At 54.5% G+C, this 25,671-nt stretch carries 32 protein-coding genes; 23 read left to right on the top strand and 9 right to left on the bottom strand.

Annotated elements, in window-relative coordinates; translation table 11 throughout:
- The first annotated feature begins 107 nt into the window (after positions 1-107).
- A complete protein-coding gene (locus NVIE_RS12145; protein WP_144239714.1) occupies positions 108-593 on the top strand; it encodes a hypothetical protein in 486 nt (161 codons plus the stop codon).
- A gap of 188 nt (positions 594-781) precedes the next feature.
- Here NVIE_RS12145 and NVIE_RS12140 read toward each other — a convergent pair whose 3' ends face one another.
- The gene (locus NVIE_RS12140) at positions 782-1,555 is read right to left on the bottom strand and encodes a DUF899 domain-containing protein (protein ID WP_075055487.1); all 774 of its coding nucleotides are present in this window, start codon (positions 1,553-1,555) and stop codon (positions 782-784) included.
- The gene (locus NVIE_RS15980) at positions 1,552-1,737 is read right to left on the bottom strand and encodes a VOC family protein (RefSeq protein WP_227717372.1); all 186 of its coding nucleotides are present in this window, start codon (positions 1,735-1,737) and stop codon (positions 1,552-1,554) included. The genes NVIE_RS12140 and NVIE_RS15980 overlap by 4 nt, the downstream gene beginning before the upstream one ends.
- Before the next feature lie 46 nt (positions 1,738-1,783).
- On the opposite strand from NVIE_RS15980, the gene NVIE_RS12130 reads away from it, so the two are divergent.
- The 4 genes from NVIE_RS12130 to NVIE_RS12115 all read left to right on the top strand — a co-directional run bounded on the left by NVIE_RS12130 (position 1,784) and on the right by NVIE_RS12115 (position 4,857).
- Entirely contained in the window at positions 1,784-1,966 is a 183-nt protein-coding gene (locus NVIE_RS12130) for a zinc-domain-containing protein (RefSeq protein ID WP_144239713.1), read from the top strand.
- Between the two features lie 222 nt (positions 1,967-2,188).
- Complete coding sequence (locus NVIE_RS12125; RefSeq protein ID WP_075055485.1) at positions 2,189-2,461, top strand: hypothetical protein; 273 nt, start codon at positions 2,189-2,191, stop codon at positions 2,459-2,461.
- A gap of 121 nt (positions 2,462-2,582) precedes the next feature.
- Positions 2,583-3,710 carry a hypothetical protein gene (locus NVIE_RS12120; protein ID WP_075055484.1) on the top strand — a complete coding sequence of 376 codons (1,128 nt, stop codon included), beginning with the start codon at positions 2,583-2,585 and terminating at the stop codon, positions 3,708-3,710.
- On the top strand, positions 3,700-4,857 hold the full coding sequence (locus NVIE_RS12115) for a hypothetical protein (protein WP_075055483.1): 1,158 nt from the start codon (positions 3,700-3,702) through the stop codon (positions 4,855-4,857). The genes NVIE_RS12120 and NVIE_RS12115 overlap by 11 nt, the downstream gene beginning before the upstream one ends.
- Before the next feature lie 61 nt (positions 4,858-4,918).
- Here NVIE_RS12115 and NVIE_RS12110 read toward each other — a convergent pair whose 3' ends face one another.
- Positions 4,919-5,389, bottom strand: a complete 471-nt coding sequence (locus NVIE_RS12110; RefSeq protein ID WP_075055482.1) for a helix-turn-helix domain-containing protein — start codon at positions 5,387-5,389, stop codon at positions 4,919-4,921.
- Positions 5,390-5,634: 245 nt separating this feature from the next.
- Between NVIE_RS12110 and NVIE_RS12105 the strand changes: the two genes are divergently transcribed.
- The 6 genes from NVIE_RS12105 (at position 5,635) to NVIE_RS12080 (ending at position 11,644) form a co-directional block, all read left to right on the top strand.
- Positions 5,635-5,868: a type II toxin-antitoxin system HicB family antitoxin gene (locus tag NVIE_RS12105; RefSeq protein ID WP_144239712.1), complete on the top strand. Its 234-nt coding sequence runs from the start codon at positions 5,635-5,637 to the stop codon at positions 5,866-5,868.
- Positions 5,869-5,899: 31 nt separating this feature from the next.
- A complete protein-coding gene (locus NVIE_RS12100; protein WP_075055480.1) occupies positions 5,900-6,328 on the top strand; it encodes a S6e family ribosomal protein in 429 nt (142 codons plus the stop codon).
- Between the two features lie 54 nt (positions 6,329-6,382).
- Positions 6,383-7,645 (top strand): translation initiation factor IF-2 subunit gamma, encoded by a 1,263-nt coding sequence (locus NVIE_RS12095; RefSeq protein ID WP_075055479.1) that lies wholly within the window; start codon positions 6,383-6,385, stop codon positions 7,643-7,645.
- Between the two features lie 7 nt (positions 7,646-7,652).
- Positions 7,653-8,042: a PIN domain-containing protein gene (locus tag NVIE_RS12090; RefSeq protein ID WP_075055478.1), complete on the top strand. Its 390-nt coding sequence runs from the start codon at positions 7,653-7,655 to the stop codon at positions 8,040-8,042.
- Positions 8,043-8,076: 34 nt separating this feature from the next.
- Positions 8,077-8,730, top strand: a complete 654-nt coding sequence (locus tag NVIE_RS12085) for an MBL fold metallo-hydrolase (protein ID WP_075055477.1) — start codon at positions 8,077-8,079, stop codon at positions 8,728-8,730.
- Positions 8,731-8,878: 148 nt separating this feature from the next.
- Positions 8,879-11,644, top strand: coding sequence for a peptidylprolyl isomerase (locus tag NVIE_RS12080; RefSeq protein WP_075055476.1), 2,766 nt, complete (start codon positions 8,879-8,881; stop codon positions 11,642-11,644).
- On the opposite strand, the gene NVIE_RS12075 is transcribed toward NVIE_RS12080, so the two are convergent.
- Entirely contained in the window at positions 11,641-12,435 is a 795-nt protein-coding gene (locus tag NVIE_RS12075; protein ID WP_075055475.1) for an inositol monophosphatase family protein, read from the bottom strand. The two genes, NVIE_RS12080 and NVIE_RS12075, sit on opposite strands and share 4 nt — an antisense overlap.
- Positions 12,436-12,512: 77 nt before the next feature.
- Between NVIE_RS12075 and NVIE_RS12070 the strand changes: the two genes are divergently transcribed.
- The gene (locus NVIE_RS12070) at positions 12,513-12,902 is read left to right on the top strand and encodes a nuclear transport factor 2 family protein (RefSeq protein ID WP_075055474.1); all 390 of its coding nucleotides are present in this window, start codon (positions 12,513-12,515) and stop codon (positions 12,900-12,902) included.
- On the opposite strand, the gene NVIE_RS12065 is transcribed toward NVIE_RS12070, so the two are convergent.
- Positions 12,899-13,870 (bottom strand): deoxyhypusine synthase, encoded by a 972-nt coding sequence (locus tag NVIE_RS12065; protein WP_075055473.1) that lies wholly within the window; start codon positions 13,868-13,870, stop codon positions 12,899-12,901. The two genes, NVIE_RS12070 and NVIE_RS12065, sit on opposite strands and share 4 nt — an antisense overlap.
- Before the next feature lie 106 nt (positions 13,871-13,976).
- On the opposite strand from NVIE_RS12065, the gene NVIE_RS12060 reads away from it, so the two are divergent.
- Positions 13,977-15,125, top strand: a complete 1,149-nt coding sequence (locus NVIE_RS12060) for a homospermidine biosynthesis protein (protein ID WP_084790815.1) — start codon at positions 13,977-13,979, stop codon at positions 15,123-15,125.
- Here the strand turns inward: NVIE_RS12060 and NVIE_RS12055 are convergent.
- Positions 15,120-15,509, bottom strand: a complete 390-nt coding sequence (locus NVIE_RS12055; RefSeq protein ID WP_084790814.1) for a hypothetical protein — start codon at positions 15,507-15,509, stop codon at positions 15,120-15,122. The genes NVIE_RS12060 and NVIE_RS12055 overlap by 6 nt on opposite strands.
- Before the next feature lie 86 nt (positions 15,510-15,595).
- Between NVIE_RS12055 and thpR the strand changes: the two genes are divergently transcribed.
- From thpR to NVIE_RS12030, 5 genes are read left to right on the top strand one after another with little or no spacing between them, the layout of a single operon-like run.
- Complete coding sequence (gene thpR, locus NVIE_RS12050; protein ID WP_075055472.1) at positions 15,596-16,153, top strand: RNA 2',3'-cyclic phosphodiesterase; 558 nt, start codon at positions 15,596-15,598, stop codon at positions 16,151-16,153.
- Positions 16,150-17,499, top strand: coding sequence for a CCA tRNA nucleotidyltransferase (gene cca / locus NVIE_RS12045; protein WP_158435225.1), 1,350 nt, complete (start codon positions 16,150-16,152; stop codon positions 17,497-17,499). The genes thpR and cca overlap by 4 nt, the downstream gene beginning before the upstream one ends.
- Positions 17,468-18,235: a hypothetical protein gene (locus tag NVIE_RS12040; RefSeq protein ID WP_075055471.1), complete on the top strand. Its 768-nt coding sequence runs from the start codon at positions 17,468-17,470 to the stop codon at positions 18,233-18,235. The genes cca and NVIE_RS12040 overlap by 32 nt, the downstream gene beginning before the upstream one ends.
- A 46-nt stretch (positions 18,236-18,281) precedes the next feature.
- Positions 18,282-19,019, top strand: coding sequence for a proteasome assembly chaperone family protein (locus tag NVIE_RS12035; RefSeq protein WP_075055470.1), 738 nt, complete (start codon positions 18,282-18,284; stop codon positions 19,017-19,019).
- 3 nt (positions 19,020-19,022) lie between these two features.
- The gene (locus NVIE_RS12030) at positions 19,023-19,646 is read left to right on the top strand and encodes a DNA-3-methyladenine glycosylase family protein (protein ID WP_084790811.1); all 624 of its coding nucleotides are present in this window, start codon (positions 19,023-19,025) and stop codon (positions 19,644-19,646) included.
- Here the strand turns inward: NVIE_RS12030 and NVIE_RS12025 are convergent.
- From NVIE_RS12025 to NVIE_RS12015, 3 genes are all read right to left on the bottom strand, one after another.
- The gene (locus tag NVIE_RS12025) at positions 19,636-20,160 is read right to left on the bottom strand and encodes a DUF6659 family protein (protein WP_075055469.1); all 525 of its coding nucleotides are present in this window, start codon (positions 20,158-20,160) and stop codon (positions 19,636-19,638) included. The genes NVIE_RS12030 and NVIE_RS12025 overlap by 11 nt on opposite strands.
- A gap of 82 nt (positions 20,161-20,242) precedes the next feature.
- Complete coding sequence (locus NVIE_RS12020) at positions 20,243-20,983, bottom strand: 50S ribosomal protein L2 (protein WP_075055468.1); 741 nt, start codon at positions 20,981-20,983, stop codon at positions 20,243-20,245.
- 52 nt (positions 20,984-21,035) lie between these two features.
- Positions 21,036-21,518, bottom strand: coding sequence for a VOC family protein (locus NVIE_RS12015; protein WP_075055467.1), 483 nt, complete (start codon positions 21,516-21,518; stop codon positions 21,036-21,038).
- Positions 21,519-21,667: 149 nt separating this feature from the next.
- Here NVIE_RS12015 and NVIE_RS12010 point away from each other — a divergent pair, with 149 nt between their 5' ends.
- The 5 genes from NVIE_RS12010 (at position 21,668) to NVIE_RS15975 (ending at position 25,668) form a co-directional block, all read left to right on the top strand.
- Positions 21,668-23,536 (top strand): nitrite/sulfite reductase, encoded by a 1,869-nt coding sequence (locus tag NVIE_RS12010; protein WP_075055466.1) that lies wholly within the window; start codon positions 21,668-21,670, stop codon positions 23,534-23,536.
- Between the two features lie 116 nt (positions 23,537-23,652).
- On the top strand, positions 23,653-24,444 hold the full coding sequence (locus NVIE_RS12005; protein WP_075056186.1) for a sulfurtransferase: 792 nt from the start codon (positions 23,653-23,655) through the stop codon (positions 24,442-24,444).
- A 58-nt stretch (positions 24,445-24,502) separates the two neighbouring features.
- On the top strand, positions 24,503-25,084 hold the full coding sequence (locus NVIE_RS12000; RefSeq protein WP_227717370.1) for an AAA family ATPase: 582 nt from the start codon (positions 24,503-24,505) through the stop codon (positions 25,082-25,084).
- Complete coding sequence (locus tag NVIE_RS11995; protein WP_075055464.1) at positions 25,081-25,488, top strand: RNA-binding domain-containing protein; 408 nt, start codon at positions 25,081-25,083, stop codon at positions 25,486-25,488. Before NVIE_RS12000 ends, NVIE_RS11995 begins: the two co-directional genes overlap by 4 nt.
- 42 nt (positions 25,489-25,530) lie before the next feature.
- Positions 25,531-25,668 (top strand): DUF5679 domain-containing protein, encoded by a 138-nt coding sequence (locus NVIE_RS15975; protein ID WP_227717369.1) that lies wholly within the window; start codon positions 25,531-25,533, stop codon positions 25,666-25,668.
- Positions 25,669-25,671 lie beyond the last annotated feature (3 nt).

Here is a 25,671-nt window from a genome sequence, read left to right as displayed (position 1 = left end):
ACAATGTGGCAGCATCTTTAGCTAAGTATTGCCCAAACGACTCTCATAGTGGCCTGTCAAAGGCGGGTACAGCTAACTTTTATGATTGAAAGTAGGAGTTTCAAGCCTTGGACAGATGGGGCTACGGCCTGCTAATACCCGTCATTGCAGCAAGCATCGTTTTCACTTTGTATATGGCATACAAGAGCTTTTCAGATAGCGCGTCGTTCATCTCGAATAAAGAGCTCATAGTTAAAGCAAAAGAGCTGCCTGAAGTGCAGGCCTTTCTTGCCAAGTACCCAAACGCAACCGCTTCAGTTCAACGGGGTTCAGATATTCTCGTCATACACGAGATAAGCAAATCCGCGTTTGAAGGCAAACCAATAGACCCTTCCAATGTCACGGCCGTCCGGAGCGATTCTTATCTTTACATGTGGGTGATAACGGGCGAAAAGTCGCACAGGATTCTGCAGGTTTCCCTTCTTTGCTCAGGCGGGGACATTATCTACACCAACCAGGACAAGACCAGCTGGACGCGCGAGCATCGCTTTCAAATCAACGATGGCATAGTATCATATCTTGAACAGGGCAGAGAAGAGATTTGTTTCGAGTAGTAATATGCTTGAACGTTACTCTGCAGCATCTCGCCCCTCGCCGACAAGGATGTGCACCAGACGATCGTTACCGCCACACTGGCAGCGAAGAGCAGCGCCGAGATGCCAAAAAAATGCTTGCTTGGAGGGGCTCGATCGGAAGCCATGCGCCGTGAGATCTCCGCCCCGCAGTTGCGCCACGACACAGCTCAACCCTTGTACTCGTCGTGGCGGCGCCACCAGATGCCCGTCTCATTGCGCCCCTTGGGTGTGCGGTCGAGCCACTGGTACATGCCCCAGAGGCCGTCCAGTCCGCGCGCGTAGGTGGAATAGGTGTGGTAGACGACGCCGTCCTCAAGCGCAAACGCGCTCATGCCCGGCCTTTCGCGTATGTACGTGGCCACGTCGGTTCCGGTCATGGCCGCGATCTGGGCGACGGGCCCCTCGTCGCCACTCTCCTGACCTTCGCGCCACTGCCACGCCTCCTCGCGCTGGTAGTTGTATTCGACGCCCCCCTCTCGCTGTTGCTCCTCGGTGAACCAGACGTTGAAGTCGAAGTTGAAGTCGCTGCCGAGCGAGGACGCCCAGGGAAACGTCCACCCCATCCGCCGCTTGTACGCCTGCAGCTTTGCAAGCGGCGCCCGCGACACCGCCCAGAGCATCACGTCGTGGTTGGCCAGGTGCACGGCGAACCCGTTGAAGCCGTCCGCGATCGCCGAGCAGGACGGGCAGCCCGCCGTGTAGTCGGGCCCGAACATGAAGTGGTAGACGAGGAGCTGCGAGCGCCCTCGGAAGAGGTCCGCCAGCGAGGCGCTCCCCTCGTCGGTCTCGAATCGATACTCCTTGTCGACCCGAACCCACGGCAGTTCCTGCCGCCGCTGCGCCAGCTCGTCGCTGCGCCGCGTGAGCTCCTTCTCCGCCTTGAGCAGCCCGAGCCGCGCTGCGAGCCACTCTTCACGTGTCCCGGTCCTGTGCTGCGTCATCGCTCTTGTCTCCTTCCTTCAGGTGTCCTTCGCCGTTCGTTCCCTTCCGTCCCACGTTCAATCGACGTGTAGAACTTGGCCGCCTCTTCTGCCTGCCCGTCGAACCACAGGCACGGGGCGATTTTCTGGATTACTGCCATGTACCTCATGCCGCACTTGGAATAAAAGGCGTTACTCCCCAAATGACGCATCCACAAGACAGATATTCGCCGGCCACAAAGACAGGGTGTGCTTGAAGCCAAGTGCCCCAAGTGCGGAAAAAAGGCGCAGGTCGATGACGACATGGCAAACGTCAGGTGCGACTTCTGCGGCTACTCGGCTACGTACGACGAATATATTGAATTGATGAAAGGCAAAGCCGTGACGATGGCCGACGATTATCAGATGAACTGGGACAAAAATCCCTTCTAATTACCAGTAAAACGATTTGTCGCTGCAGTCGAGGTGACTTCCGCAATTTGGACAGATCATGTGGCATGCTGTCATGTTCTTCATTTCAAAGCCACAGCGCGGGCATTCAATAGCTTCCTTTGTCTCTGTTTCTGCCACGCCTATGCTTTCAGGTACGTGCTTTTAACCGTTTCAATCATTCTTGGAATTAATTCCTTTAAACCGCTTGGGCGACGTACAGTTATGAGCTACATGGAATTCCTGTCGCTCTTGTCAAGGACTTTTGGTTATACGCACAACATCAAGATTCTTGACTGCATGTTGAACTTTCCTGCAAGCGAGTTTACAAAGAGGGAATTGAGGCAAGCCCTTGACATGAACAGCGAGACTTTTAACAAATATTTTGAGCTTTTGGAGGAAGAGAAGATAGTCGAGGTCTGCAGGACTGTACGTAAGACTAAGTTGTACAGGGTAAACAGGGATAGCCCGCTGGTTAAAGCGATAATGGATTTTTGAGAAAAAGCCTATACATTAACACCGAAAGATCTCTACATTATCCAGAAATGCCACACATAAACGGATTGCTTATATTCATATAAGCCCAAGGAAATCTTATACTCTCCTTCGGTGACCACATGTGAATATTCCTCCTCAACGCTACTCTCTGGAAACATTCCTAGAGTACATTGCCAGAAATAAGGAGGATGTTTTTGGTCCGGGTCAGCTCAAGTGGTTAAAGGGACACCTATTATACGTCAGAAAGGATTGGCAGACTACATTCACAGAACTTCATCCAGAAAATTACGGAGAAATTACTAAAATCTTATTTGCAAATAAGAATGAAGTAGTCGATTTCTACGCATATGAATGGGCGCCAGGTATACTTATGATGTTCACCTCGTCCACAGAGAAACTGTATGAAAAGACCCTCGAGCAGTTTATTCGAGCAAGAAGAGGAATCTCACCTGCATGGATCAGACCCATAACATTAGATCATATGAAGAATTACCTAGTCAGCAAGTTTGATGCGAAGATTTACAGATTCATAAGCAGGAGGTATGGTCATTGGAAGATGCCTGCACGCATTAGACCTGACGAGGACCGACGTATTTCCTATTCTGGAAATGATGCCAATGAAGCTCTTAAGGAATTACAATCGCTTTACGGTGTGATCCCGATGTCAATAGATATGCAGATTGGAGAATCAAAAATACAAATTAACAGAGATGGCCTATTTTTGTTGAGACAGGCCAATTTAGAAACAGTCAGCATCCTCCAAGAGATTATTCAAAGAGTTATTGTAGAGCAGACAGTAATACGCGATACTTCAGAAAAGTTTGATGCCACTACTAGAAAGGTATCTCTAGGAGACAGAGAATTCAATATTCCAAGAATTGTAGCTGGGAAAATAATCCTTCCACGTACCAAGTTATCAGAGATAATGATAAGAAATATGTTCAAGCAAAATGAAATAGACGAGAGAATTCAGTCTGACTCGGATATTGATGTGATGTCTGAGATAGAAGCTGACTTTTCATTTATTGATACCTATATTCAAGAAGATCCTATGATGTTTAGAGCTACTGTTGTTGATGAGGAGAAGGGTACTGTTTTTGGCCTTAGCGGAATCGAAAATGAGATTGCATTGATTCCAAAGCACAGGACAACATTCGAATCATTTATCAAGTTCTATAACGCCATAGTAGAAAACTTTGATGACTCTGCAACGCTAGCCACATTCAGTGAACCAATAATTGCTAAATGATTCCCAATTCATAGAATATCTGACATTCCCTGAGCTTATTGACGAGTATAAAAAAGAGAAGAAATCATTATTGAGTTCTATAGAGGAAAGGTACGAGAGAGAAGAACTAGAGATTGTTAAGTGCAAGCTCGAAGGAATAAAACAGGATCAGAATCATAGAATGATCCTGAATGCTTGCATTTTCCCATTTGCTCAGGATGATTCTATTCAGAAATATGGATATACTTTCCTCAGAGCATCACCGCTGCGTGAATTAAATGTGCCCAACACAGATTTTCTTCTTTATCATCCTAATTTGCCCGCCAAGGTGATCTTTGGGGAAGCTAAAGGTCAAGTAAATGATCCAGGAAGAGTGGTAGATGAAATGAAAGAACGAATCGATGTGATAGGTAAGAATTCAGAATATATCAAAACACGTTATCTGAAAAATTCTAATTATTCAAACGAGTTTGTCATAGGTGTGGGATGGCCCAATGGAAATAATATGATGAAAACAGTGTTGCGCAGGGGAGGTCAGATAAAGATATGGGAAATTGGCATCGACATAACAGGCGGAAAAGAGACACTTGCATTAGTGACTCCGGCTAGTGAAGATGGTCTGACAGGCAAGACAATGCTTCATGATAAAAATTTTAGCAGAATTCTCACAAACGTAGCAACAACTAGTGAATTCAAAAGTGTGTTTGTTGAAAGCCATCCCTTTGCAAAATTATCTCTACTTACGTTAATCAGAGAAGACAAAGATGGGACATTTTCTTTTGATGACTTTCTCGAAATCACAAAGCGAGAATTTGATTATCTTGAAGAAGAAGAAATCCGCAAAATTGCAGACGAGATCTTGAACCATGCTATCGAGATCAAATACATTGAGATGCGAGAAAAGGAACTTACCATTGAGTTAGAAAAGAGAAGATACCATATCCTGTCAAAGAAAAAGAAAGCCGACTCTCGTGAAATAGAACTAAGAAAAAAATGGATAGAGTACACAATTAGTAAAGATAAGGAACAAGAGATGGATCAGAGTCTTGCAGCCCTTCAAGATAAATTTAAGGAAAGAAGAGCAAAGAACAAGACAATCTTGGAACTCATTAAAGAGAGTGAGACTGTCCCAAATACTGAGCAGAAGTCTTCAAAGCCAGAAGAATAGTATTGTGAGAAGACATATCAGAGGTTCAAACTCGTATAATTCTAGTCTCCTATTTCATGTTTCACTCCTTGTACACATAAGGTCCGCGGTACTTCTTTTTCATGTAGACGCGCCTGTGCGCCCAGATGTCCTCCACATGATGCTGCGCATCGTACCCGGAAGCAGGGCCTCCGACCATCGCCTCCAGCCTCTTGTTGTAGCAGCTCATCAAAAACGCTAGCGCCTCTATCCTTGACTTTTGGCTGGCCTTTTCATCTTCTGCTATCTCCCATGCTTTTTTCGTCACCTCGTCGACAGCGGCCGCCCATCTATAGTATTCAAAGAGCGCGTCCTTGACGACGTGCTCTTCTACTGTCTTTCTTGACTGCTTCCTTATCTCGTACAAGTCCCTGCTGACAGTAGACTGGTTCACGCCCAGTTTCGCCGCTATCTCGGCCTGGCTCTGTCCCTTGCTGTAAAGCGAGATCACCTTTGCCCGCCGGCTCTCAAGTTCAATATCGGGCTCGCTCTTTACTACCTCTCCTTCAGACACAGGCTTGCATTATCTAAAGTAGAATTAAAGAACTAACAACGGCAAAATTAGTTCTTTTATTCTCGATCTACCCTCTCAATCTTCCAAAATGAATGACTTGAAAAGCTGCCATAGTGTTTGGCAAATTATGCACAGCCGTGCTCAAATTATGCATTTATGCACGCTCAAAATCCGGCCTTATGCAAACAACCAGTATCATCAGGTTATGATATAATCCTATATGCAGGTCTATGCACAAAGACAGTATGAATATGCCAACTCTGCACTACCACCTCAAGAAAAAGGACGGCGCCTATATCGCCAAGTGTGTAGAGATACCCGCGGTCATGGTGTATGCAAAGACGCCAAAGGAAATAGAAGATAAACTAAACAAGGCAGTCCGCAGCTATCTGGATGCATTTCCTGACGAAATGCAGATGATAAAGAACCAGCAGGTCAAAGAACTAGCAATATCGCAAGACCTGCAAGCCAAAGGTTAATTAAATCCAAAAGGCGCCTTGATTCTGCAATATGGCGCAGTTCAAGTTAGTCATTTCCGACTCGACAGGCAGGAGCGTGTCGCAGGAGCTCAAGGATAGGGCCGCGCAGCCGCTGCTTGGTGCGAGGATCGGCTCAGTTCTCGATTCATCCGTAATAGGCATTTCAGGAGGCAAGGTCAAGATAACCGGCGGCTCGGACAAGTCCGGCACCCCGATGCGCTCTGACGTTCACGGCGGCGTAAAGAAGTACGTGTTGATGTCCGAAGGAGTCGGCGCCAAGAACCTCGAAGGAGGCAGGATCCGCAAGCTGGTCAGGGGCAACATGGTCACAGAGGAAATCTACCAGCTGAACGTCAGCCTGGTTGAAGGCAAGCTGCCGGAAAAGCCAAAGGAAGAAGCTCCTGCAGCGGCGGCCGAAGCAGCTGCAGCCCCGGCAAAGGAAGAAAAGAAGAAAAAGTAATTTTTTACTCCTTCCTTACCTTAATATCAGAGAGAATTAAACGGTAGATATCAATTGCACTGGAAAGAGACACTGCCGGACTGGTACATAAAGGAATTTGGGTACCAGCCGAGCGTTAACATTGGCACGTCGGGCCACGTGGACCACGGCAAGACCACGCTCGTAGAAGCCATCACAGGCGTGTGGACAAGCGCCCACAGCGAGGAGCTCAGGCGCGGCATTACAATCAAGGTGGGTTATGCAGACGCGGCGTTTTACAAGTGCTCGGGGTGCGAGCCTCCGCAGTGCTACGGGACGCAGCCGACCTGCGAGGGATGCGGCGGAAAAGCGGAACTTTTGCGCGTCGTGAGTTTTGTCGACTCGCCCGGACATGAATCATTGATGGCAAACATGCTTTCCGGCGCCGCCCTAATGGACGGCGCGATTCTAGTCATGGCGGCAAACGAAAAGGTGCCGCAGCCGCAGACCCGCGAGCACCTCCTTGCGCTTTCCGTCCTTGGCATACAGCAGCTCGTCCTAGTTCAGAACAAGGCCGACCTCACCACCTATGACGAAGCGATGGACAACTACAAGCAGATAAAGGACTTTGTAAAGGGGAGCATCGCCGACAAGGCGCCCATCGTGCCGGTGTCTGCGCAGCACCGGCTCAACATCGACTCGCTCATCGAAGCTATTGAAACAAACATCAAGACGCCCAAGAGGCTCAAGGACGTCCCGCCGATAATGCACGCGCTGCGCTCGTTTGACATCAACAAGCCGGGTGCGCCGATAAAGCAGGTCAAGGGCGGGATCCTCGGAGGCGCTCTGGTACAGGGCGAGTTTTCTGTCGGCGACGAGATCGAGATAAGGCCGGGGCTCATGGACGAAAAGAAGAACAGGTACGAGCCCATAACCTCTGTGATTTCCACGCTTGGGACGGGCGCCGGACTGGTGGACAACGTCAAGCCGGGCGGCCTCGTCGCCATCGGGACGAAGCTTGACCCGACGTACACAAAGAGCGATTCTCTGATAGGCTCTGTCATCGGCAGGCCCGGGACGCTTCCAAAGGACGTCGAGGACGTGACGGTAGAGACGCACCTCTTTGACACGGCGGTTGGCACGCAGGACATGGTCAAGGTCGAGCCGATAAAGGCAAAGGAGCCGCTCAGGCTCAACATCGGCACCGCGGCGGCAGTCGGCACCGTTACCAGTGTTCGCGACGGCAAGATGGAAGTGAAGCTGAAAAAGCCGGTGTGCCTGATGCCAAAGAGCAGGGTCGCCGTCAGCCGCAGGATCGCAGAAAGGTGGCGCCTCATCGGGTCCGGGATAGCGGTCTAGAATCACTATGCAGGTCCTCTGCGACACAAGCTTCCTCATGGTCCTAGTGGAAAAGCCGATAAAATACATAGACAGGGTGGAGCACGAGTTTGGCCGGCTCGACTTTATCGTGCCAGAGATAGTCGTTGACGAGTTGAGGAGGCTTGCAGAAAAAGCGGGGCCAAAGCGCGCCATGATGGCCAAGACCGCGATCGAAGTCGTCGGCGCAAAATTCAAGCAGGTGCAGGTCCCAGAGGCCGCGCACGTAGACGACGCTATTGTCGAGTACGCGACTGAGAACAAGTGCGCGGTGGCGACCATAGACACCAACCTGCGCAGGCGCCTTATCGCAAACCAGGTGCTTGTGCTGACATTGAGCCGCGACAGGCTTGTCGTGGCAAACCCGAACCTCGGCTGAGAAACCTTAAATAAATTTCAGGCGAGACTTTCTTATGCTTGATTACAAGGGGATAAAGTTTCACTGGCTTGGCCACGACGGCTACAGGATTGTCGCCGGCGGCAAGACCATCTACATAGACCCGTACCAGCTGTCCAAGGCGCAGCACGGGAAAAACGACGCGGACATTGTCATGATAACCCACAACCACTTTGACCACCTGAGCATGGACGACATAAAGCAGGTCGTGGGCAAAAAGACCGACATAGTCGCCGCCAGGGAATGCGCGGAGCAGCTAAAGCCGCTCGGGCTTGCGACAAGTCTTGTGGCCCCTGGCGACAGGGTGACCGTTCAGGGAGTGCAGGTTGAAGCGGTCGCGGCGTACAACACCAACAAGACGTTCCACCCAAAGGCCGACAAGAAGGTCGGCTACGTGATGACGCTTGGGGGCATGCGCGTCTACCACGCCGGCGACGCCGACGACATACCAGAGATGTCGCAGGTGCACCCGGACATCGCGCTGGTGCCTGTCTCTGGCACGTACGTCATGACGGCAGACGAAGCCGCAAGGGCGGTCAACGAAAAGATAAAGCCGAAGATGCTTGCGATCCCGATGCATTATGCGTCAATCGTCGGCTCCAGGAAAGACGCCGCGCGCTTTAAGGAGCTTGTCAGGGCCTGCCCCGTGGAGATACTGGAGCAGGAATAGGACGGACGGCTTTGTTTAAAAAGTGACTTAGCCACGCTCAATCAGTATCATAAGTTCAAGATTCCCACGCTCAACTTCTGACTTTTTGCACAAAGCCAGGACGGACAGTACCTTAAAAAAGAGGTAAAGGCTCCACAAACGGCAATATATGTTGCAAGGAGGCAAGTCGCTGTTCAGAGTCGGCTCTTTTGAATTCCAGGCAAAACACCTTCTCATCGTAGCCGTCCTTGCGATGGCCTTTTCGTCGGCAGTCATCATGAGGTCGTACCCGATAAAGTACGGCGCGTACCTCAACGAGTTTGACCCGTATTTCGACTACAGGGCCACGAAATACATCCTTGACAACGGCCTTGACGCCTACTGGAAGTGGCACGACACCATGTCGTGGTACCCGGAGGGGCGCAACATCCCCGCCACCTCGCAGTCCGGGTTGCACGTGACTGCGGCGATAATGTACTCCATGTTTGGAGCCGGCGGGTCTCTCATGGACTTTACCATAATGTTTCCTGTTGTAATGGGCTCGCTCACGGTAATCATCGTCTTTGCGCTCGTGCGCGTCCTTGCCGGCACGACTGCAGGGCTCTTTGCGTCGCTCCTGTTTGCGCTCAGCCCGCCCATCATCCTCAGGGGCAACCTCGGCTGGTTCAAGTCAGAGCCTCTCGGCCTGTTCTTTGGCCTTTTGGCGGCATACCTGTTCATCTCTGCCATCAAGCACAAGGAGATCAAGTATGCCATACCAAAGGCGGTGCTCGGCGGACTTATCCTCGGCCTTGCAAACGCCTCGTGGGGCGGCATACAGTATTTCAGCATACCGATAGCGCTGTTCTTCCTTGCGCTTCCCTTTTTCAGGCGCGACCTGACGATACCGATGTACGTCGCAGTCGCCTTTACGGTATTTACGCTCATTTCTGCAGCAGCATTTCCGAGGCCGGGAATGTCGTTTGTTGCAGGCCTGCCGGGCATAGCCATGATGGGGTCCACCGTCTTCCTCGTCGCTGCCAACTTTGTCGGCAGGATAAGCAAGGACAACGAGCGCGCGAGGCAGCGCAACATGGCGTTCCTGCTGATCGCCTTTATAGCCGGCGGAATCGGCCTGATAGCCACAGGCTCGTACATTTCGCCCAGCTTCAGGTACCTCAACGCCATCAATCCGTTTACATCGTCGCAGAACGCGCTGGTAGAATCGGTGGCAGAGCACCTCACCCCCACGATTGCAGACTATTTCGTCGACTTTTCTATCCTGCTGATGTTTGCAGGCTTTGGCGCGTGGATGGCGTTCCAGAGGCGCAACGACACGGCAGTGTTTGCTCTGATAATAGGCATCACGGGCGTGTACGTGAGCGCCACGTTTGCCCGCCTGCTAGTGTTTGCGTCGATAGGCATTATAGTTCTTGCCAGCATCGGCCTCTTTGAGATAACAAGAAGCATCCTTGAGCACAGAGAAGCGCAGGCATCCGGCCCGCAAAAGGGCAAGCGCAGAGAAGCGGCGGCAAAGCAGCCAATGGGCAAGGCGGTCAAGATGGCCTACGTGGGCGTCATAATAGCAATGCTTCTCATCCCCGTGTTCTACCCACCAAACTCCAACTGGGTGCAGGCTGTCGACGTGCCTACCGCCATCGGAAACGGCGGCACGGTGTTCAGGACCACGAGCACGGACTGGATAGACGCGACACAGTGGATAGCTGAGAACACCGAGAAGGACGCGGTCATTGCGTCGTGGTGGGACTATGGCTACTGGATAACCACGCTCGGCAACCGCACCACGATTGCAGACAACGCCACCATAAACCAGACCCGCATCGAGTCCATAGCCAAGATGTTCTCCGGCGACGAGCAGTCAGGCATAAAGATAGCACAGGACCTGAAAGCCGACTATGTTGTGGTCTATGTCGTAGGCCAGCACCAGTTTGACGGCACGCCGGGCGGCAACTCTACCGACGTGAATGTGCCAATTTACACCCTCGGGCAGGGCGGAGAGGAGAGCAAAAAGAACTGGATAATCAGGATTGCAGGCTATGACACTTCAAAATACATCGAGAGCGACGGCTTTACGCCCAAGCCCGCGTTCTGGACAAACACGCTCCTTGGCAAGCTTGTACCCTACGAGCCGGGCAATTATGTGGCGTTAACGCCAAACGGTATTGGCAACGTCGAGAAAACGTACAAGCCGGGCCTGGTACAACTTTACACAAAGAACGTCAAGTATCCCGCCGATGGCGACCCGGGCCAGCCGTTCCACCTTGTGTACGCGTCGCCAAGCTTTAACGATGACAGCAGTGGCATCGTGACAGGCGTCCTGATATACAAGGTCAACAAGGACTATGTGCCGCACCCAACGCGTGACCCGTACAACCCGACAAGCGCGACCCTGGCAGACATGACGCCGGGCCCGCAGGTAGCCGAGATAACCACTTCACAGGGCGTGATAAAGGCAGAGTTCTTCCCCAAGGCGGCCCCAAAGACCGTTGACAACTTTATCCAGCTTGCCAACGAGGGCTTTTACGATGGCACGGCATTCCACAGGCTCGTTCCCGGCTTTGTGATACAGGGCGGAGACCCGAACACCAAGAATGCGACTGCCGACAGGAGCACGTGGGGAACCGGCGGCCCAGGCACCACAGTAGATGCAGAGTTCACCGACATTCCTCACAACAGGGGCATACTGTCGATGGCAAGGACGGCCGACGACCCCAACAGCGCCGGCTCGCAGTTCTTCATCGTGCTCGATGACAACGAACAGATAAGGATGGCCCTTGACGGCCAGTACACCGCCTTTGGGCGCGTGATAGAGGGGATGGACGTCGTGGACAAGATCGCGAGCAAGCCGACCGTGGGCGGCGACAGAGATAACAGCGATCAGATCGTAAACCCTGACGACGCAAGGGTGATTTCCGTAAAAATAGTGCCCCGCTAGAGAGCTTTCAGGATGTCGTCGTGAATCAGGCCGTTTGTGGCCACGATGTCCAGCTTTTCAAACACTGGAAACGCAGGCTTGCCCCCGTCAAGGAGCGTCCACCTGCCGCCCGCCTCCTCAAGAATCAGGCCGGCGGCTGCAATGTCCCACATCGACAGGTCGTTGTTTATCGTGCCGTCGAGCCGGCCGGAGGCGACGTACGCGACCTCAAGGCACAGGCTCCCGAGCTTGTGGAAGCGCTTTATCTTTTTCAGGATGTTTGCGTTGATGCGCTCAAACCTGTGCTGGTCGAACTTGGTGTGGTTCACGTTCAGGTACAGCTCTTCGATGTTGCGCCTCTTTGTAACGGATATCCTGCCGCCGTTCAAAAACGCGCCCTTGCCAGAGATCGCGGTAAACTCTTCGTTGTGGTTCGGGTCTACAAGGACGCCGGCCAGTGTCTGCGTGCCCTTGCAGAGCGCAACAGACGTGCAAAAGAACGGGATGCCTATTACAAAGCTTGCAGTGCCGTCAAGCGGGTCTATGACGAAATAATAGCCGTCCTTTTTCACGCCGGCGTTGACCTGCCTGTCCTGCTCTTCGGCGACAAAGGGGATGCCAGGAAACTGCTTTTCCAGGTACGACATTATGAGCTCCTGCGACTCGCCGTCCACCCTGGTCACGAGCGAGCGATCGTGTTTTACTGAAACGTTGTAGGTTGTCGAGTCGCCAAAGTTGTCCTTCAGCAGTCTTGCGGCCTGTCTGCCGGCGGCAAGCAAGTGCCGCAGCGTGTCTTCTTCTTCCAGTTCCAAGCGGTGCTTGCTGGTTTGCGAGCCGTAATAATAATCGTTTCCGGCATGTTTAATACGGCTCTTGCAGTAAATTTTGGATGTTGGGAATTTCAGAGGAGTTTGCGCGTGAGCACATTGACAGGTGGGTCAGGGCGTGGAACAGCCGCGACCTTGCGGCAATCCTCGCCATGTATTCCGACGACATCGAGTTCACAAGCCCCAAGATCAGGGTGGTGATGCCGGAGAAAAGCGAGGGCAGGGTAAAGGGCAAAAAAGAGTTAGAACGATACTGGTCGCTTGCGCTGCAAAAGCACCAAGAGCTGCATTTCACTCCATTAGCCTTTGCGATAAATGATGACAACAAGGAGTGCTTTTTCGAGTACGTCTCTTTACTGAACGGCCAAAAAACGCTCGTGGTGGAAAAGTTCCAGTTTTCAGGCGACGGTCTTGTCATCAGGTCGAGCGCGTTTTACGGTGCGGAAGGCTAGCGGCGTGCTGCCGCCGCAAGCGCTGCGTAGATGAACGGCAGCAGCGTCGAGGCTTCTCCGTGGATGGTAGTCTGCCTTGCCTTTGTCGTGACCTTGCCCCACGATATTGCCTCTGCCACGAGCGCGCCCGACAGGCTCCCGTCCCACTCTGGCGCCGTCGTGATGTAAACGGCATAGTCGAGGCCTCCGCGATACTGGTTCCACCAGAGCGTGTGGTGCTTTGATATCCCGCCTCCTATCATGAAGGCGCCGGATTTCTCGGCGCCAAACACCATGTCTGAAAGCTTTGTCTCGTCCTTTAGCAGGTTGAGCTTGAAATCCTTGTGCTGCTGGTTGAACAGCCATATCTGGCTCCCGACTGCGCCGTCGACTATTCCCGGCACTATAACCGGTATCTTGTTCTTGTGGGCCCAGTACAGAAACGACGACTCGCCCAGCGTGCTACCGATATAGTCGGCTATTTCATAGGTCGACACGTCGCGGTGGCCTGCCTTGTACATGTCGCTCAGGCATTTCTGCACCTTTTCCTCGATGAGCGGGCCGTAGGCGGTCATTGGCACGAGCACGTTGCCGAGGCGGTGGACCTTCTTTTTCAAGAGCGTCATGTCGTCCATGCGAAAGTCGCCGGCATAGTACTTGTCGTACGACCTTGCGATGTCGTGGTCGAGCGCACCGCACGTCGTTATGACGACGTCAAACATCCTGTTCTTCAGCATGTCCCGGACGATTCCACGGGCCCCGGTGGACATCAGCGCGGCCACAAAGGACAGGAACTTGGTGCACTTTGGCTCGTCTATTATCATCCTTTTCAGGATGTCGACTCCGTCTGCGAGGTTGCGCGACTCAAAGCCGCCCGAGCTTGCCATGCTTGCAAATATCGAGTTCACGTCAGAATCTCTGGAAATAGCGTGATCCTTTACTGCGCTGTGCAGCAGGTCGTCATCTCCCTTGTTTTTCTTGCCGGCCATTACAGCGCCGTACAGGGCGCGCTATAATAAAAATGTCCTGCGCATAGAAAAATGCGAGCCGCACAGAACAGAATTTTTTAAATGGAGGTGCTTTTCTAACAAAAGGGTGCACGACCACGACGACAGCCACGACCACCATCATAATCATCACCACCATCACGGCGGCCATGACAGCGACCCAAGACACACATTTTCCGGGCGCAAGATAGACCCGCCGACAGTCTCTCCAAACATGACCGTTCCTGATTTGATAAAGTTCTACGGCTCGACCGGCTACAACGCAAGGAGGCTTGCAGAGGCCGCCGAGATACTGCAGGACATGATAGACACCGGCTCTACCGTCTGCCTGACGCTTGCCGGCGCCATGACGCCGATAGGCATGGGCAAGGCGATATCCGAGATGATCGAGGCAGGGTTCATAGACTGGATAGTGGCGACGGGCGCAAACGTGTACCACGACCTGCACTTTGCATACGGCCTGCCTGTAAAGCAGGGCCATTTTGATGTCGACGACGACGTGCTCTATGCAAGGCAGATCGTCCGCATCTATGACGTTTACATCAAGGAAATGGAGACTTTGCAGGCTCAAGATCTCCTTGTCCAGAAGGACATTGCAGAGCGGTCGGAGGAGATACCCAAGAACGCGTCCACCGCCGACATTGCGTACGCGCTCGGCAAGGCCGCAAAAGAGAACGCGAAACACCCAGACAAGTCGTTCCTAGTGAAGGCGTACGAGCACAAGGTGCCCGTTTACATGCCGGCGATAGGAGATTCGTCAATCGGCCTCAACATGCTCCCGCTCTTGCTCGAAGGCAAGGGCGTTTTCCCGAACACGATACTTGACGTTGCAGAATCCGCGGCCATACTGTGGAAGAGCAAGAAATCCGGCGGGCTGGAGCTTGGAGGCGGCGTGCCGAAAAACTTTTTCCAGCAGACAGGGCCGGCGCTGTACCAGATATTGAAGATAAAGGAGGGCGGGCAGGACTATTTGATCCAGATAACCGACGCAAGGCCGGACACCGGCGGCCTTTCCGGCGCCACCCTGCAGGAGGGCAAGAGCTGGGGCAAGATCAAGACGTCGCACCGCGGAAACGTCATCGTGTACGGCGACTCGTCTGTGTATTTCCCGCTGCTGTGCTCGTACGCGCTTTCGGTGTGCAAGCCAAGGAAGCAAAAAGAGATCTATGCCAAGAAGGACAAATGGGTGCAGGAAATGAAAAAGATCTACTTTGCCAACAACAACAAGAGATCATGAGAACACTTCGTTCTTGACGACCCACCTGCCCCCCTTTAGCGACATCTCTAGCTGCCCCACCAAGTTGCCGTTTGAATAGACCTTGGCAAACTCGGAGCTTGAGCCAAACATCGACGCAAGAAGGTCCTTCTTTTCATGGTAGCCTGACTCGAGGGTCTTGACGCCCAGCTTGCCGCTTGCCCTCTTGATGATGTTGCGCGCGGCCGGCCACTCGCCCTTCCACGAGATGAACTCAAAGCCGCCGAACTTGGTCGTCGACATCGTGTGGCCTTGTTTCAGCCGGGCCTCGAACTTGATGTTGTTCTTTTTTGCGTACTCGTTCATCCAGGCTACTGCCTTTTCGCCCTTGCCCTGCTCTACTGCAAAGCTGTCCGCGCCGGCCACGCGTCAACATCGCATTCGCAATTATTTAATCGATCGCAGGCAGGCGGCAAAAAATATTATAAACAAACCCGCCGGACAGGAATACTGTGCGGGCTTTTGTCGCAGTCGACGCTCCCGGGAGCGAGATAGCAGGACTCCAGCAGGAAATGACATCGTCGTCGGGGTGGAGCCCAAGGGAGGTCAAGCCCGTGGAGCCGAATAACTTTCATTTCACGCTGATATTCCTTGGCGAGATAACAGGCCAGCAGGCAGAAAAGGTCAGGGAAAGGCTTGCCGGGATAAAGTTCGAGCCGTTTCCCATCACGTACACGGGCGTCGGGGCATTTCCCAAGGCGTCAAACGCAAGAGTAGTCTGGGTAGGCCTTGACCGAGAGGGGGCGGCCAGGCTTGAGGCGCTTGCAGGTCAGGTGGTCGCAAGGATGGCCGAAGCAGGCTTTGTGCAGGACAAGCCGTTTTCGCCGCACCTCACCATCTTCCGGGCCAAGAACAGGCACGTTGCAGTCGACGTGGCAAGATACGCGGGCAGGACCTTTGGCACAAGCGTCGTCGACAGGGTGCACCTGAAGAAAAGCGACCTTGCCCCTTCCGGGCCGACGTACTCGAACATTTATACCGTCAGCGCCGCAAAGGAAAAGGGAGCTTGACCGATAACATCATCCAGGACGTCCTTGCAAAGGCACTTGTGCTGTGCAACCCGACAGCCGCGGAGGAAAAAAAGATAACCGCTGTTGCAGAGGAGGCAAAAAAGCTCGTGGAGCAGCAGAGCAGGACGACGCCGGAAGTGAGAGGCGTCATATTTGGCGGCTCGTTTGCCAAGGGCACGTGGCTCCGTGGCGACGCCGACATTGACATTTTTGTAAAGATCGATCCTTCCGCCAGCGAGGACAAGTTTGAAAAGCTGGGAATCGAGATCGGCAAAACAGCCTTAAAGAAATACAGGCCTAGGCTGCGCTATTCTGACCACCCGTACGTCGAGGCGACAGTCAGAGGCACTAGGATAAACATCGTCCCGTGCTACGACGTGCAAAAGGGCCAGTGGAAGAGCGCGGCCGACAGGTCGCCCTTCCACACGCAGTACATCACGGAGACGCTTGATGCAGCCGGAAAAGAGCAGGTCAGGCTCTTGAAAAAGTTCCTGAAATCAACCGGCATCTACGGCGCCGAGATATCTACCGGAGGCTTTTCCGGCTATGTCTCTGAGGTGCTGATAGCAAAATACGGCTCGCTTGAAGGCGCGCTTGCCGCAGCCGCGGAATTCAAGCAGGGTCAGGTCGTTTCAGTAGGCGACTATGACTCTGACGTTGCAAAGGGGTTTTCAAGCCCGCTTGTGATAATCGACCCCGTCGACCCAAGGCGCAACCTCGGGACTGCGATATCGCCCGAGAGCGCCGGCAGGCTTGCGCTTGCCGCAAGGGCGTTTTTGCGCAACCCCTCTGCAAGATTCTTTGCAAGGCAAAAGCCAGACATCAACAAAAGGCTGTACAGAAACGTGCTGGTGGTAGAGTTTTCGCACAGGGAGCGCAGCCCGGACACGATATGGGGTCAGCTAAAGCGCAGCGCCAACTCGCTTGCCAAGCAGCTAGAGCTTGCAGGCTTTACAGTTTTCAGGACGACGTGCAACACCGACGAGAAAAAGAGCGGCGCGTTTGCGTTCCTGCTTGAATCGCTTGTCCTGCCAGAGTACATGATGCGCAGGGGCCCCGAGATCGCAAGGGCAAAGGACACAGAGAGCTTTGTCAAGGCCGCAAGGCCGCTTGCAATGTGGGCCGACAGGGAGATGAGGGTATCAACAATAGTCGAGAGAAAGGCCGTTGACGCAAGGCAGCTGGTCAAGACGCTGCTTGGCAGGCCGGAGGCAAACGGGATTGCAAGGGACATGATAACAGGCAGGGTCAAGATTTATAGCGGAAGCGGGCGAAGGAGGCTTTCAGGTATGGCGAAGGAGGCCGTTGACGAACTTGTCTCAACAGAGAGCCTCATTTTCAGGTGAGCTTGTTCTTGGCTCGCCCGAGCTTGCCAAGATACTGACATATCCCCGCGGAAGCGACAAAGAGTACGCGGCGCGCCTTGCAGAGCTAAAGGGCCTCGGCGTGACTGCGGTCTTTGCAGGAGGCAGGACGGTGATAGGAGGCACGAGCATCGCCGGCAAGGGCTGCGTTGGGCTCGTTGTAAGAGCGAAGGCGCATGGAAAAATGTGCGCGCTCAAGATAAGGAGAATGGACGCCAACAGGCCGACCATGCACGACGAGGTGAGATACCACAAGATAGCAAACGGCGCAGGCGTGGGCCCAAGGCTTGTCGGCTATTCGGACAATTTCATGCTGATGGAGTTTGCAGAAGGCGCGACCATTGCAGAATGGGCGCAGGGCGAAATCGACGGCAAGCAGGCGTCTGCGGTCACAAGGTCTGCCCTCGAGCAGTGCTATGCGCTTGACAGGGCAGGGCTTGACCACGGCGAGCTCTCCCACGTCGACAGGCACATCATAGTCAGTGGCGTACAAGCCGCTACCACCATCATCGACTTTGAAAGCGCAAGCACGGAGCGCAAGGCGTCAAACGTCTCTGCCGCCGGCCAGTCGCTCCTTGTGTCCGGCGCAGTCGCAAGCGCCCTTGCCAGAGTCCTGCAGGTCGAAAAAGAGGCCGCAATAGGCGCGCTAAAGAAATACAAGCGCGACCAGACGCGTGAAAATCTTGACGCAATCCTGGCGCTTGTTGTTGTTGCCTGACTGCAAGCAAGCTATATTTTTTAACTCAGGCTGCGTAGTTGCGCCGTTGGCAGAGCCTGCAATCGACATACGCAAGCTGAAAAACGTGAACCTGAAGGGCGGGATCGTGGTGGACGGCTTTCCAAGCGTCGGCCTTGCAAACGCCATTGCGTCAGAGTGCCTGATACATTCGTTAAAGACAGAATTCGTGGCAGTCATTGACTCGTCGGCTTTTCCGCCCCTTTCGATAATCAAAAACGCCATGCCCAACTTTCCGGCGCGGGTATACGCAAGCGAAGAGTTAAAGCTGGCAATGTTCGTGTCGGAGCTGAACCTTGACCCTGTGATGTTCCGGCCCGTCGCCAACATGATGATCGACTGGGCCCTTGACAGCAATTGCGATCTCCTCATCAGCGCTGCCGGAATCCCGTACGAGGAAGGCGAGGACGCAAAGGAAAGCCCGCCGGTGTTTGCGGTGGGGAGCACTCCGTCCGCCCTCAAAAGGGCGGCAGAGGCAGGCATCCCGCCTGTCCTGAACGGCTCTGTTTCTGGCATACCTGCCATATTGCTCAACGAGGGCGCGTGGCGCAACTATGACGTAGTCGTGCTCCTGGTAAAGGTGGTGCGCGACATGCCTGACTTTAGGGCCGGAGCTGCCGTTGCAGAGGCTCTTGCCAAGCTTGCGCCGGGTGCCTCGTGCGACGTGCCGGCGTTGCTAAAGGAGGCAGAGGTCATGGAAAAGACACTGAAAAGGATACGCAGCGAGCAGCAGGCCGCACTTCCAAAGGAACCGTTCTACGGCTGATATATGATGATGATAACCGGCATGGACGCAATTTTGCACCTGTCAGGCGTTGACGAACGCCTTGGCAGCATAATCACGGCAGTAGGAAGCTACACAATCGTGACCGGCGGCGACCCGTTCCAGTCGCTCGTGCGCTCTATAATGTACCAGCAGCTTGCAGGCAGCGCGGCAGACGCCATCCACGCGCGGTTCTTGAAACTGTATAGCGGAAGGTTCCCCTCTCCGGCAAGGCTTGCCGCCACCCCTGACGCGCAGCTGCGTGCGGTCGGACTTTCCGGCAGGAAGGTGGAGTACGTGAAGGGGCTTGCGGCAGGCGTGGCAGGCGGCAGGCTGGACCTTGCGTCGCTTGCCACGATGGAAGACGAGCAGGTGATCGAGCAGCTGACCACGGTCAGGGGGATAGGCAGGTGGACGGCAGAGATGTTTTTGATCTTTTGTCTTGGCAGGCCCGACGTGCTCCCGGTGGGCGACCTTGGCCTGCAGAGGGCGATTCAAAAGGCGTACTGCCTGCACAAGCCGCCGACGCCGGAAAGGATGGAAAAGATTGCCAGGCCGTGGCGGCCCTACAGGAGCGTCGCCACATGGTACATGTGGAAGTCGCTCGAAAAATTCAGGACTATAGGCTGACGATCTTCATTTCCTGCGCAAGCGCCTTTACGGTGTTGACGTCAAGGTCCAGCTGCTCGGCCACGAGGTCCTCCGATATGCCGGATTCAAGCAGGTTGCGCAGCGCCTCTTTCTTTTCCGCGTTGACGATGTTTGCAGGAGGGTAGAGCGACAGGTCGCCCTCGACTGACTTGACGTATTCCTGCACCTTTGGCGTCAGCTCGTCAAGGTTGACGTCGGCCTCTGTCGAGAACACAAGTATGTGGTCCTTGACGGGTATGCTGACGAGCCTCACGGTGTCGTAGTTGTAGACGACGGAGCGCAGGGTGCCAAGCTCCTTGGAGAATATCTTGCGCAGGTCGATGATGTAGGCCGACTGCGACAGGCTTATCTCGCTGCTCCTGTCCGAAAGGCGGGCCGGGGCATCCTCCCTCCTGGCGCTGGCGTAGAGGTGACCCGACTTCTCCACCACTCCGGCAAAGCGGATCCTGGGGTTCAGTGCAAGGACGTTCTTGGAAAACTGCTCGGCTCTCATATTTTTACACTCTTTAAAACTGGGGACGGAATATTAGGCTTTTTGAAGTAAAAGGGGAAAAGAGAGGAAAAAAGGAAAGTCGTTACGCCTTTTGCGGGACTTCCTTTACCCTGCCACGGCCGGTCTTTCTCGGCGCGATGTTGCCGACCTTGCGTCCTGGCGGCGTGTTCCTCGACACCGACGACTGGCGGCCGATGTGCTGGTGCCTTCCACCACCGTGCGGGTGGTAGACGGCTGCCTGCGCAATGCCCCTGACGGTCGGGTACAGCTTGCCGCGGGCCTGCATGTACTTTGCCCTGTTTCCTGCCTTCAGGAACGGCTTTTCCTTCCTGCCTGCCCCTGCGATGGTTCCGACCATCGCCCTGCATTTGGCGTTTAGCGTCAGGAACTTGCCTGACGGGAACTTGATCGTGACTCCCTCCGCGCCGTGCGCAAAGACGATGGCGCCCGAGCCGGCGGCCTTTATCAGCTTGCCGCCGTCGCCTACGTTCTTTTCAATGTTGCACACGAGCGTGCCGTCCGGGACTGACTCGAGGGCAAGGATGTTGCCCTTGCTTGCCGGCGAGCCCTGACCGACCTGGATGGTGCTTCCGACGATGGTGCCTTCTGGCGCCGGGACGTACGAGTAGCGGCCGTCGTCAAAGAACACCTTTGCCAGCGGCGCGTCGCGCCCTCTCTCGTGGACAATGTCAACTACGGTGCCCTTGTGATTCTCTTCTAGCTTGAAATTGGGATACTTTGCCGGTGCGATTTTGCCGACTATGATCGCGCGGAACTGCTTGCCTCCGCGGCCTCGGCGGCGCACTAGTGTTCGCTTGCCCATTTATTATCCACAGTCAAGCCTGCCGATAGGTGATTTTAAGCTTGTGCTATCATCATTGCTTCTGCTGCTGGGAGGCGAAGAACTCTGCGCCGGCCTTCTCCATCTGCTTCTTTGTGAGGTTCTTCTTGCGCGTGGCAACCGACCAGACGTGCCCGAACGGGTCGACAAGCTGGCCCATGCGGTCGCCCCAGAAGGCGTCCATGACAGGCATGGTAGCGGTTGCGCCCGCCTTTACCGCCTGATCGTAAAACTTGTCCGCGTTCTTTACGTACAGCCAGAGGCTGCTGCTCGGCCCGCCCACAGACTGCGGCGAGAAGACCTTCATCTCGGGCATCTCGTCAGCCAGCGTAAAACGAGAGTTGCCTATCTTTAGTTCCGCGTGCGCGATGGCCTTGCCGTCCGGCATATAGAAGCGGCCGCCTTCCTTGGCGCCAAACGCCTTTTTGTAAAACTCGATTGCCTGCTCTCCGTTCTTGACGACTATATTGGGCGTTATCGTGTGGTATCCCTTTGGAATCGGGCTGACCTTTGTCATATTCCACACTTGCCGCCGGGCGGTATTAAGGCTTGTGTGCGCGCACACACACAGATGACGCGTTATTGCCGCCATTCTCAAGTGCGGCTGCCAGTTATTCCCTTATCCACAAAAAATATATGATTTAAAACGACCATTTCTTGTAGATAATGAGCAGGTCCAGAGTGGCTACTACTGCTACCGCCGCCAACTCCAAGCAAAAGGGCGTCTCGACCCCAAAGCCCAACCCCAGGTGGGGGAGGGAGGAAGAGACAGAGTTTTTCGCAAAAAAAGTCAAGCTTTTCAGACAGGGCAAGATTAGTGAAGACGATTTCCGCCGCTTCAGGCTGCAGCACGGCGCCTACGGATCGCGCCTGCACGCCGATTACAGCATGGTAAGGATCAAGGTGCCGTCAGGCGAGATAACTGCGGACCAGATTGAAAAGATAGCAAGCTTGTCCGAGGCGTTCTCGATAGGCTCGGCGCACGTCTCGACCCGCCAGAACATCCAGCTGCACTGGGTGCAGCTGGAAGACGTGAGCGAGGTGATGCGCGGGCTGGTCGAATCAGGGCTGACCACGAGGGAGGCGTGCGGCAACACCGTCAGAAACGTCATGTGCAGCCACTTCGCAGGAGTCTGCCCTGACGAGGCGTTTGACGCCACCCCGTACTCGATGGCGATTGCAAGGTTCTTTTTGAGAAACCCGATGTGCCAGAACCTTCCGCGCAAGTTCAAGATCAACTTTGGCTGCTGCGAAAAGCACGGCCTGGTAAAAGTTGCAGACATTGGCCTCGTGCCCACCGTAAAGGAGGGAGAAAACGGCGCAAAGGCCAGGGGATTCAGGATATACCTTGGAGGAGGCCTTGGCGCCGCGTCGTTCATCGGCCACCCGCTTGAAGATTTCACCCCGGAGGACCGCGTCCTTTCAACGTGCATGGCGACCGTCAGGCTGTTTGACAGGCACGGAAACCGCGAGAACATGGCCAGGAACAGGATGCGCTACCTGGTGCACGAGATGGGCTGGGAAAAGTTCCAGAAGATGGTGTTAAAGGAGCGCACGGCAGTCGAGATGACGACCTCGCTTGCCACTGCTTCCATGTACGACGTCAAGTCGCAGGAGGACAAGCGCCAGCTTCCAAAGGCGCCTTCTTCCCGCATGACAAAACTGCCGATGTTTGACAAGGTGACAAAGGACAGCCCGGCGTTTGAGCGCTGGCTGCACTCCAACACCGTGCCGCAAAAGCAGGAAGGCTACTTTACCGTGTTTGTGACGCTGGGAGCAGGCGACATCACCGCAAGCCAGCTGCGCGTCCTTGCGTCTGCGATACGCGACTTTTCCGCCGAGGGCGCGGCAAGAAACACGCCCCAGCAGAACTTTGCGATACGCTACGTGCGCGGGACGGACCTGCGCGACTTTTACGACAGGCTTGCCACTGCCGGCCTTGCAAACCCGGGCGCACTCACCATCGCGTCCTCCGTCGGCTGCTCCGGCACGACGTCGTGCAACCTTGCAATCACCAACTCGCACAGGCTGGCAAAGGAGGTCCAGCGCAAGTTCCTGGAGCTCGGGCTTGACACCGACGACGACCTGCGCGACGCCACGATAAAGATAAGCGGATGCCCCAACTCGTGCGGCCAGCACGAGATAGCCACCGTCGGCTTTTTCGGCGGCGCCTCAAGAATTGGAAACGCCATGTCTCCCACCTACACGATGCTGTTTGGAGGGAGCGCAGGCGAGCAGGGCGAGCTTGGAAGGTCGGTGATGCGCGTGCCGGCAAAGCGCGTCATTGACGCGCTACTAAAGATAATAGAGATGTACAGGGCAGAGCGCGTACAGGGCGAGACGTTCCACCAGTGGGTCGTCAAGATAGTAAGGGGCCAGGGAACAGGCGCCGTAAAGAGCCTCGAGGACATCAAGAACGCGCTCGTGCCTGTCATCCAGCTCCCTGCAGTCGAGCAGGACCCGGATGCCTACCGCGACTATGGCAGCGACTCCAAGTTCACTGCCAAGACCGCAAGGGGAGAATGCGCGGCTTGAGAAAAAAAACAGCGCAGGCAGCATCAAAGGCAAAAGTCAAGGCAAAGCAAAAGCCCAAGGCCGTCAAAAAGGCCAAGCCTGCTGCAACAACAACAGCAACAAAAAAGCAGGAGTTTGTGCAGCTGCCCATAGTGTGCGACGCTGACACGCTGCGCACCCTTGTACGCAAAAAGGCGGTGCGAGTAGTCGACGTCCGCAAGGCAGACGACTATGACGCCGGCCACATTCCCACCGCAGTGTCGCTCCCGCTTGCGCGCCTTCTTGAGGACGACAAGCCAGAGCGCGTGATCCAGCTGCTGGAAGAGTTTGGCATCACAGAAAAGATGCCCGTGGTGATTTACGACGACACGTTTGGCGCGCTTGCCGCCAGGGTAGCATGGACGTTCCAGTATGTCGGCCATACAAACACGGCGCTTTTGGAAATGACTTTCAAGCAGTGGAAGGAGCTTGGCCTTGAAACTGAAACAAAGGCCAATAACTATCCTCGCTCAGAGCACCCGCTTGCCATAAACAAGGACATTTACGCGGACGCGCAGTACGTCGAGGCCGCGCAGTCGCAGCAGGGCAAGCTGCTCGTCGATTCGCGAGAGCGGCTCAACTTTCTGACAGAGCACATCCCCACCGCAAGGAACATCCCCTACACGATGCTTGGCGCAAACGGCAGCATCCTGAGAAAGGCAGACGAGCTGAAGCGCATGATAGAGAACCGCGGCATCGCGCCAGATTCCGAGATAATCACCTATTGCGGAAGCGTCGGAACGCTGTCTGGCCTTGCATACTATGCGCTAAAGCTTGCCGGCTACAACAACGTCAAGCTGTATCCAAAGTCGTTCAAGGAGTGGAAGTCGCTTGGCAAGCCCAAGGACGAGTTCAAGGAAGCCAACTACTGGGACCTTTCAGCAGAATAGCAATAATGACAAAGACAGATAAACCAGCTGGCAGGCACACATATATCGTTTAATACAATTGCCAAACAAGAGAAGATTAATAGTCTGCCTCACGGGGATGCCGGGCGCCGGCAAGTCTACCGTGGCGTCGTACCTGAAGGAAAAAGGGTTCTCCGTAATAACCATGGGCGACGTGGTGCGGGAGGAGGCCAGGAGGCAGAGGCTAGAGCCCACGGACGCAAACCTCGGGAGCATGATGCTGAAGCTAAGGCAGGACCTCGGCCAGGGCGCGGTCGCGCACCTGATACTGAAAAAGCTGGAAAGGGACGGTGATGAGAACAACCTGGTGATAGACGGCATAAGGAGCATCCCCGAAGTCGAAGTATTGAAGACAATAGGCGAGGTCAGGCTGCTTGCAATACACGCGTCGCAGGACACGCGCTTTAAGCACCTGACAGAGAGGGGCAGGTCGGACGCGCCCACAAACCCGGACGAGTTTGCAGGCAGGGATAAGCGCGAGCTGTCGGTGGGGATAAGCGAGGCGATCGCGCTTGCCGACGAGACTCTGTCAAACAACGAGATAACAATCAACCAGCTGAAGGAGAAGGCGTACGCAATAGTGAAGGTATGGCTTGCGGAGGCGGCTGCTGAGGCAAGATGAAAAACCCCCGCGTGTCGTCGCCAATAGAGGTAAAGGTCGAGGCGGCAGTGAACCCGTCTGAGGACCCGCAGAAGGTCATCAGCGCAATTGAGAACGTCATTGAAAGATGTTCGCCAGAGTTCCGCTACGGCAGCAGGGTTATCGGCAGGGCGACAGGAAGCGAGGCACTGTCGATAATATACGAACAGGTGCGCTCCAGGTCCGCGATGGGCGTGCTGAGGAGGATGCTCCTTGACAACCGCGCAGGCACGAGCACTGGGTTTCTGCTCAACAAGCAGGCCGCAACTGCCGGCATTGCCGCGGTTATTGAGGACGAGCAGGAATCGCCCCTTGGGCCCATCCGCGTCACGATAAACTGCGAGGAGCTTGACGCCCTGACCGACTGGCTGGTTCCCGAGAGCTAGCCAGTGGAAAAACTCTTTTACCCCCACCCCCGTACCGCCCTTATGGAAGCATACTGCGTGAAGTGCAAAGCCAAGCGCGAAATGAAGGACCCAAAAAAGATTACCATGAAGAACGGCAAGCCGGCCACCCAGGGCACCTGCCCCAAATGCGGCACCAAGATGTTCAAGATAGGCGGTTAAACC

This window comes from Nitrososphaera viennensis EN76, from assembly GCF_000698785.1.
Taxonomy (GTDB): Archaea; Thermoproteota; Nitrososphaeria; order Nitrososphaerales; family Nitrososphaeraceae; genus Nitrososphaera; species Nitrososphaera viennensis.
The sequence above is the reverse complement of the archived record's forward strand: the minus strand, read 5'-3'. Positions and strand labels throughout refer to the sequence as shown.

What these genes read in the sequence shown, in the direction of transcription:
- NVIE_RS12140 (WP_075055487.1), bottom strand. Translation starts at nt 1,555, where the DNA reads ATGACGCAGCACAGGACCGGGACACGTGAAGAGTGGCTCGCAGCGCGG.
- NVIE_RS12125 (WP_075055485.1), top strand. Translation starts at nt 2,189, where the DNA reads ATGAGCTACATGGAATTCCTGTCGCTCTTGTCAAGGACTTTTGGTTAT.
- NVIE_RS12105 (WP_144239712.1), top strand. Translation starts at nt 5,635, where the DNA reads ATGAATATGCCAACTCTGCACTACCACCTCAAGAAAAAGGACGGCGCC.
- NVIE_RS12100 (WP_075055480.1), top strand. Translation starts at nt 5,900, where the DNA reads ATGGCGCAGTTCAAGTTAGTCATTTCCGACTCGACAGGCAGGAGCGTG.
- NVIE_RS12090 (WP_075055478.1), top strand. Translation starts at nt 7,653, where the DNA reads ATGCAGGTCCTCTGCGACACAAGCTTCCTCATGGTCCTAGTGGAAAAG.
- NVIE_RS12085 (WP_075055477.1), top strand. Translation starts at nt 8,077, where the DNA reads ATGCTTGATTACAAGGGGATAAAGTTTCACTGGCTTGGCCACGACGGC.
- NVIE_RS12080 (WP_075055476.1), top strand. Translation starts at nt 8,879, where the DNA reads ATGTTGCAAGGAGGCAAGTCGCTGTTCAGAGTCGGCTCTTTTGAATTC.
- NVIE_RS12070 (WP_075055474.1), top strand. Translation starts at nt 12,513, where the DNA reads ATGTTGGGAATTTCAGAGGAGTTTGCGCGTGAGCACATTGACAGGTGG.
- NVIE_RS12065 (WP_075055473.1), bottom strand. Translation starts at nt 13,870, where the DNA reads ATGGCCGGCAAGAAAAACAAGGGAGATGACGACCTGCTGCACAGCGCA.
- NVIE_RS12030 (WP_084790811.1), top strand. Translation starts at nt 19,023, where the DNA reads ATGATGATGATAACCGGCATGGACGCAATTTTGCACCTGTCAGGCGTT.
- NVIE_RS12025 (WP_075055469.1), bottom strand. Translation starts at nt 20,160, where the DNA reads ATGAGAGCCGAGCAGTTTTCCAAGAACGTCCTTGCACTGAACCCCAGG.
- NVIE_RS12020 (WP_075055468.1), bottom strand. Translation starts at nt 20,983, where the DNA reads ATGGGCAAGCGAACACTAGTGCGCCGCCGAGGCCGCGGAGGCAAGCAG.
- NVIE_RS12015 (WP_075055467.1), bottom strand. Translation starts at nt 21,518, where the DNA reads ATGACAAAGGTCAGCCCGATTCCAAAGGGATACCACACGATAACGCCC.
- NVIE_RS12010 (WP_075055466.1), top strand. Translation starts at nt 21,668, where the DNA reads ATGAGCAGGTCCAGAGTGGCTACTACTGCTACCGCCGCCAACTCCAAG.
- NVIE_RS11995 (WP_075055464.1), top strand. Translation starts at nt 25,081, where the DNA reads ATGAAAAACCCCCGCGTGTCGTCGCCAATAGAGGTAAAGGTCGAGGCG.
- NVIE_RS15975 (WP_227717369.1), top strand. Translation starts at nt 25,531, where the DNA reads ATGGAAGCATACTGCGTGAAGTGCAAAGCCAAGCGCGAAATGAAGGAC.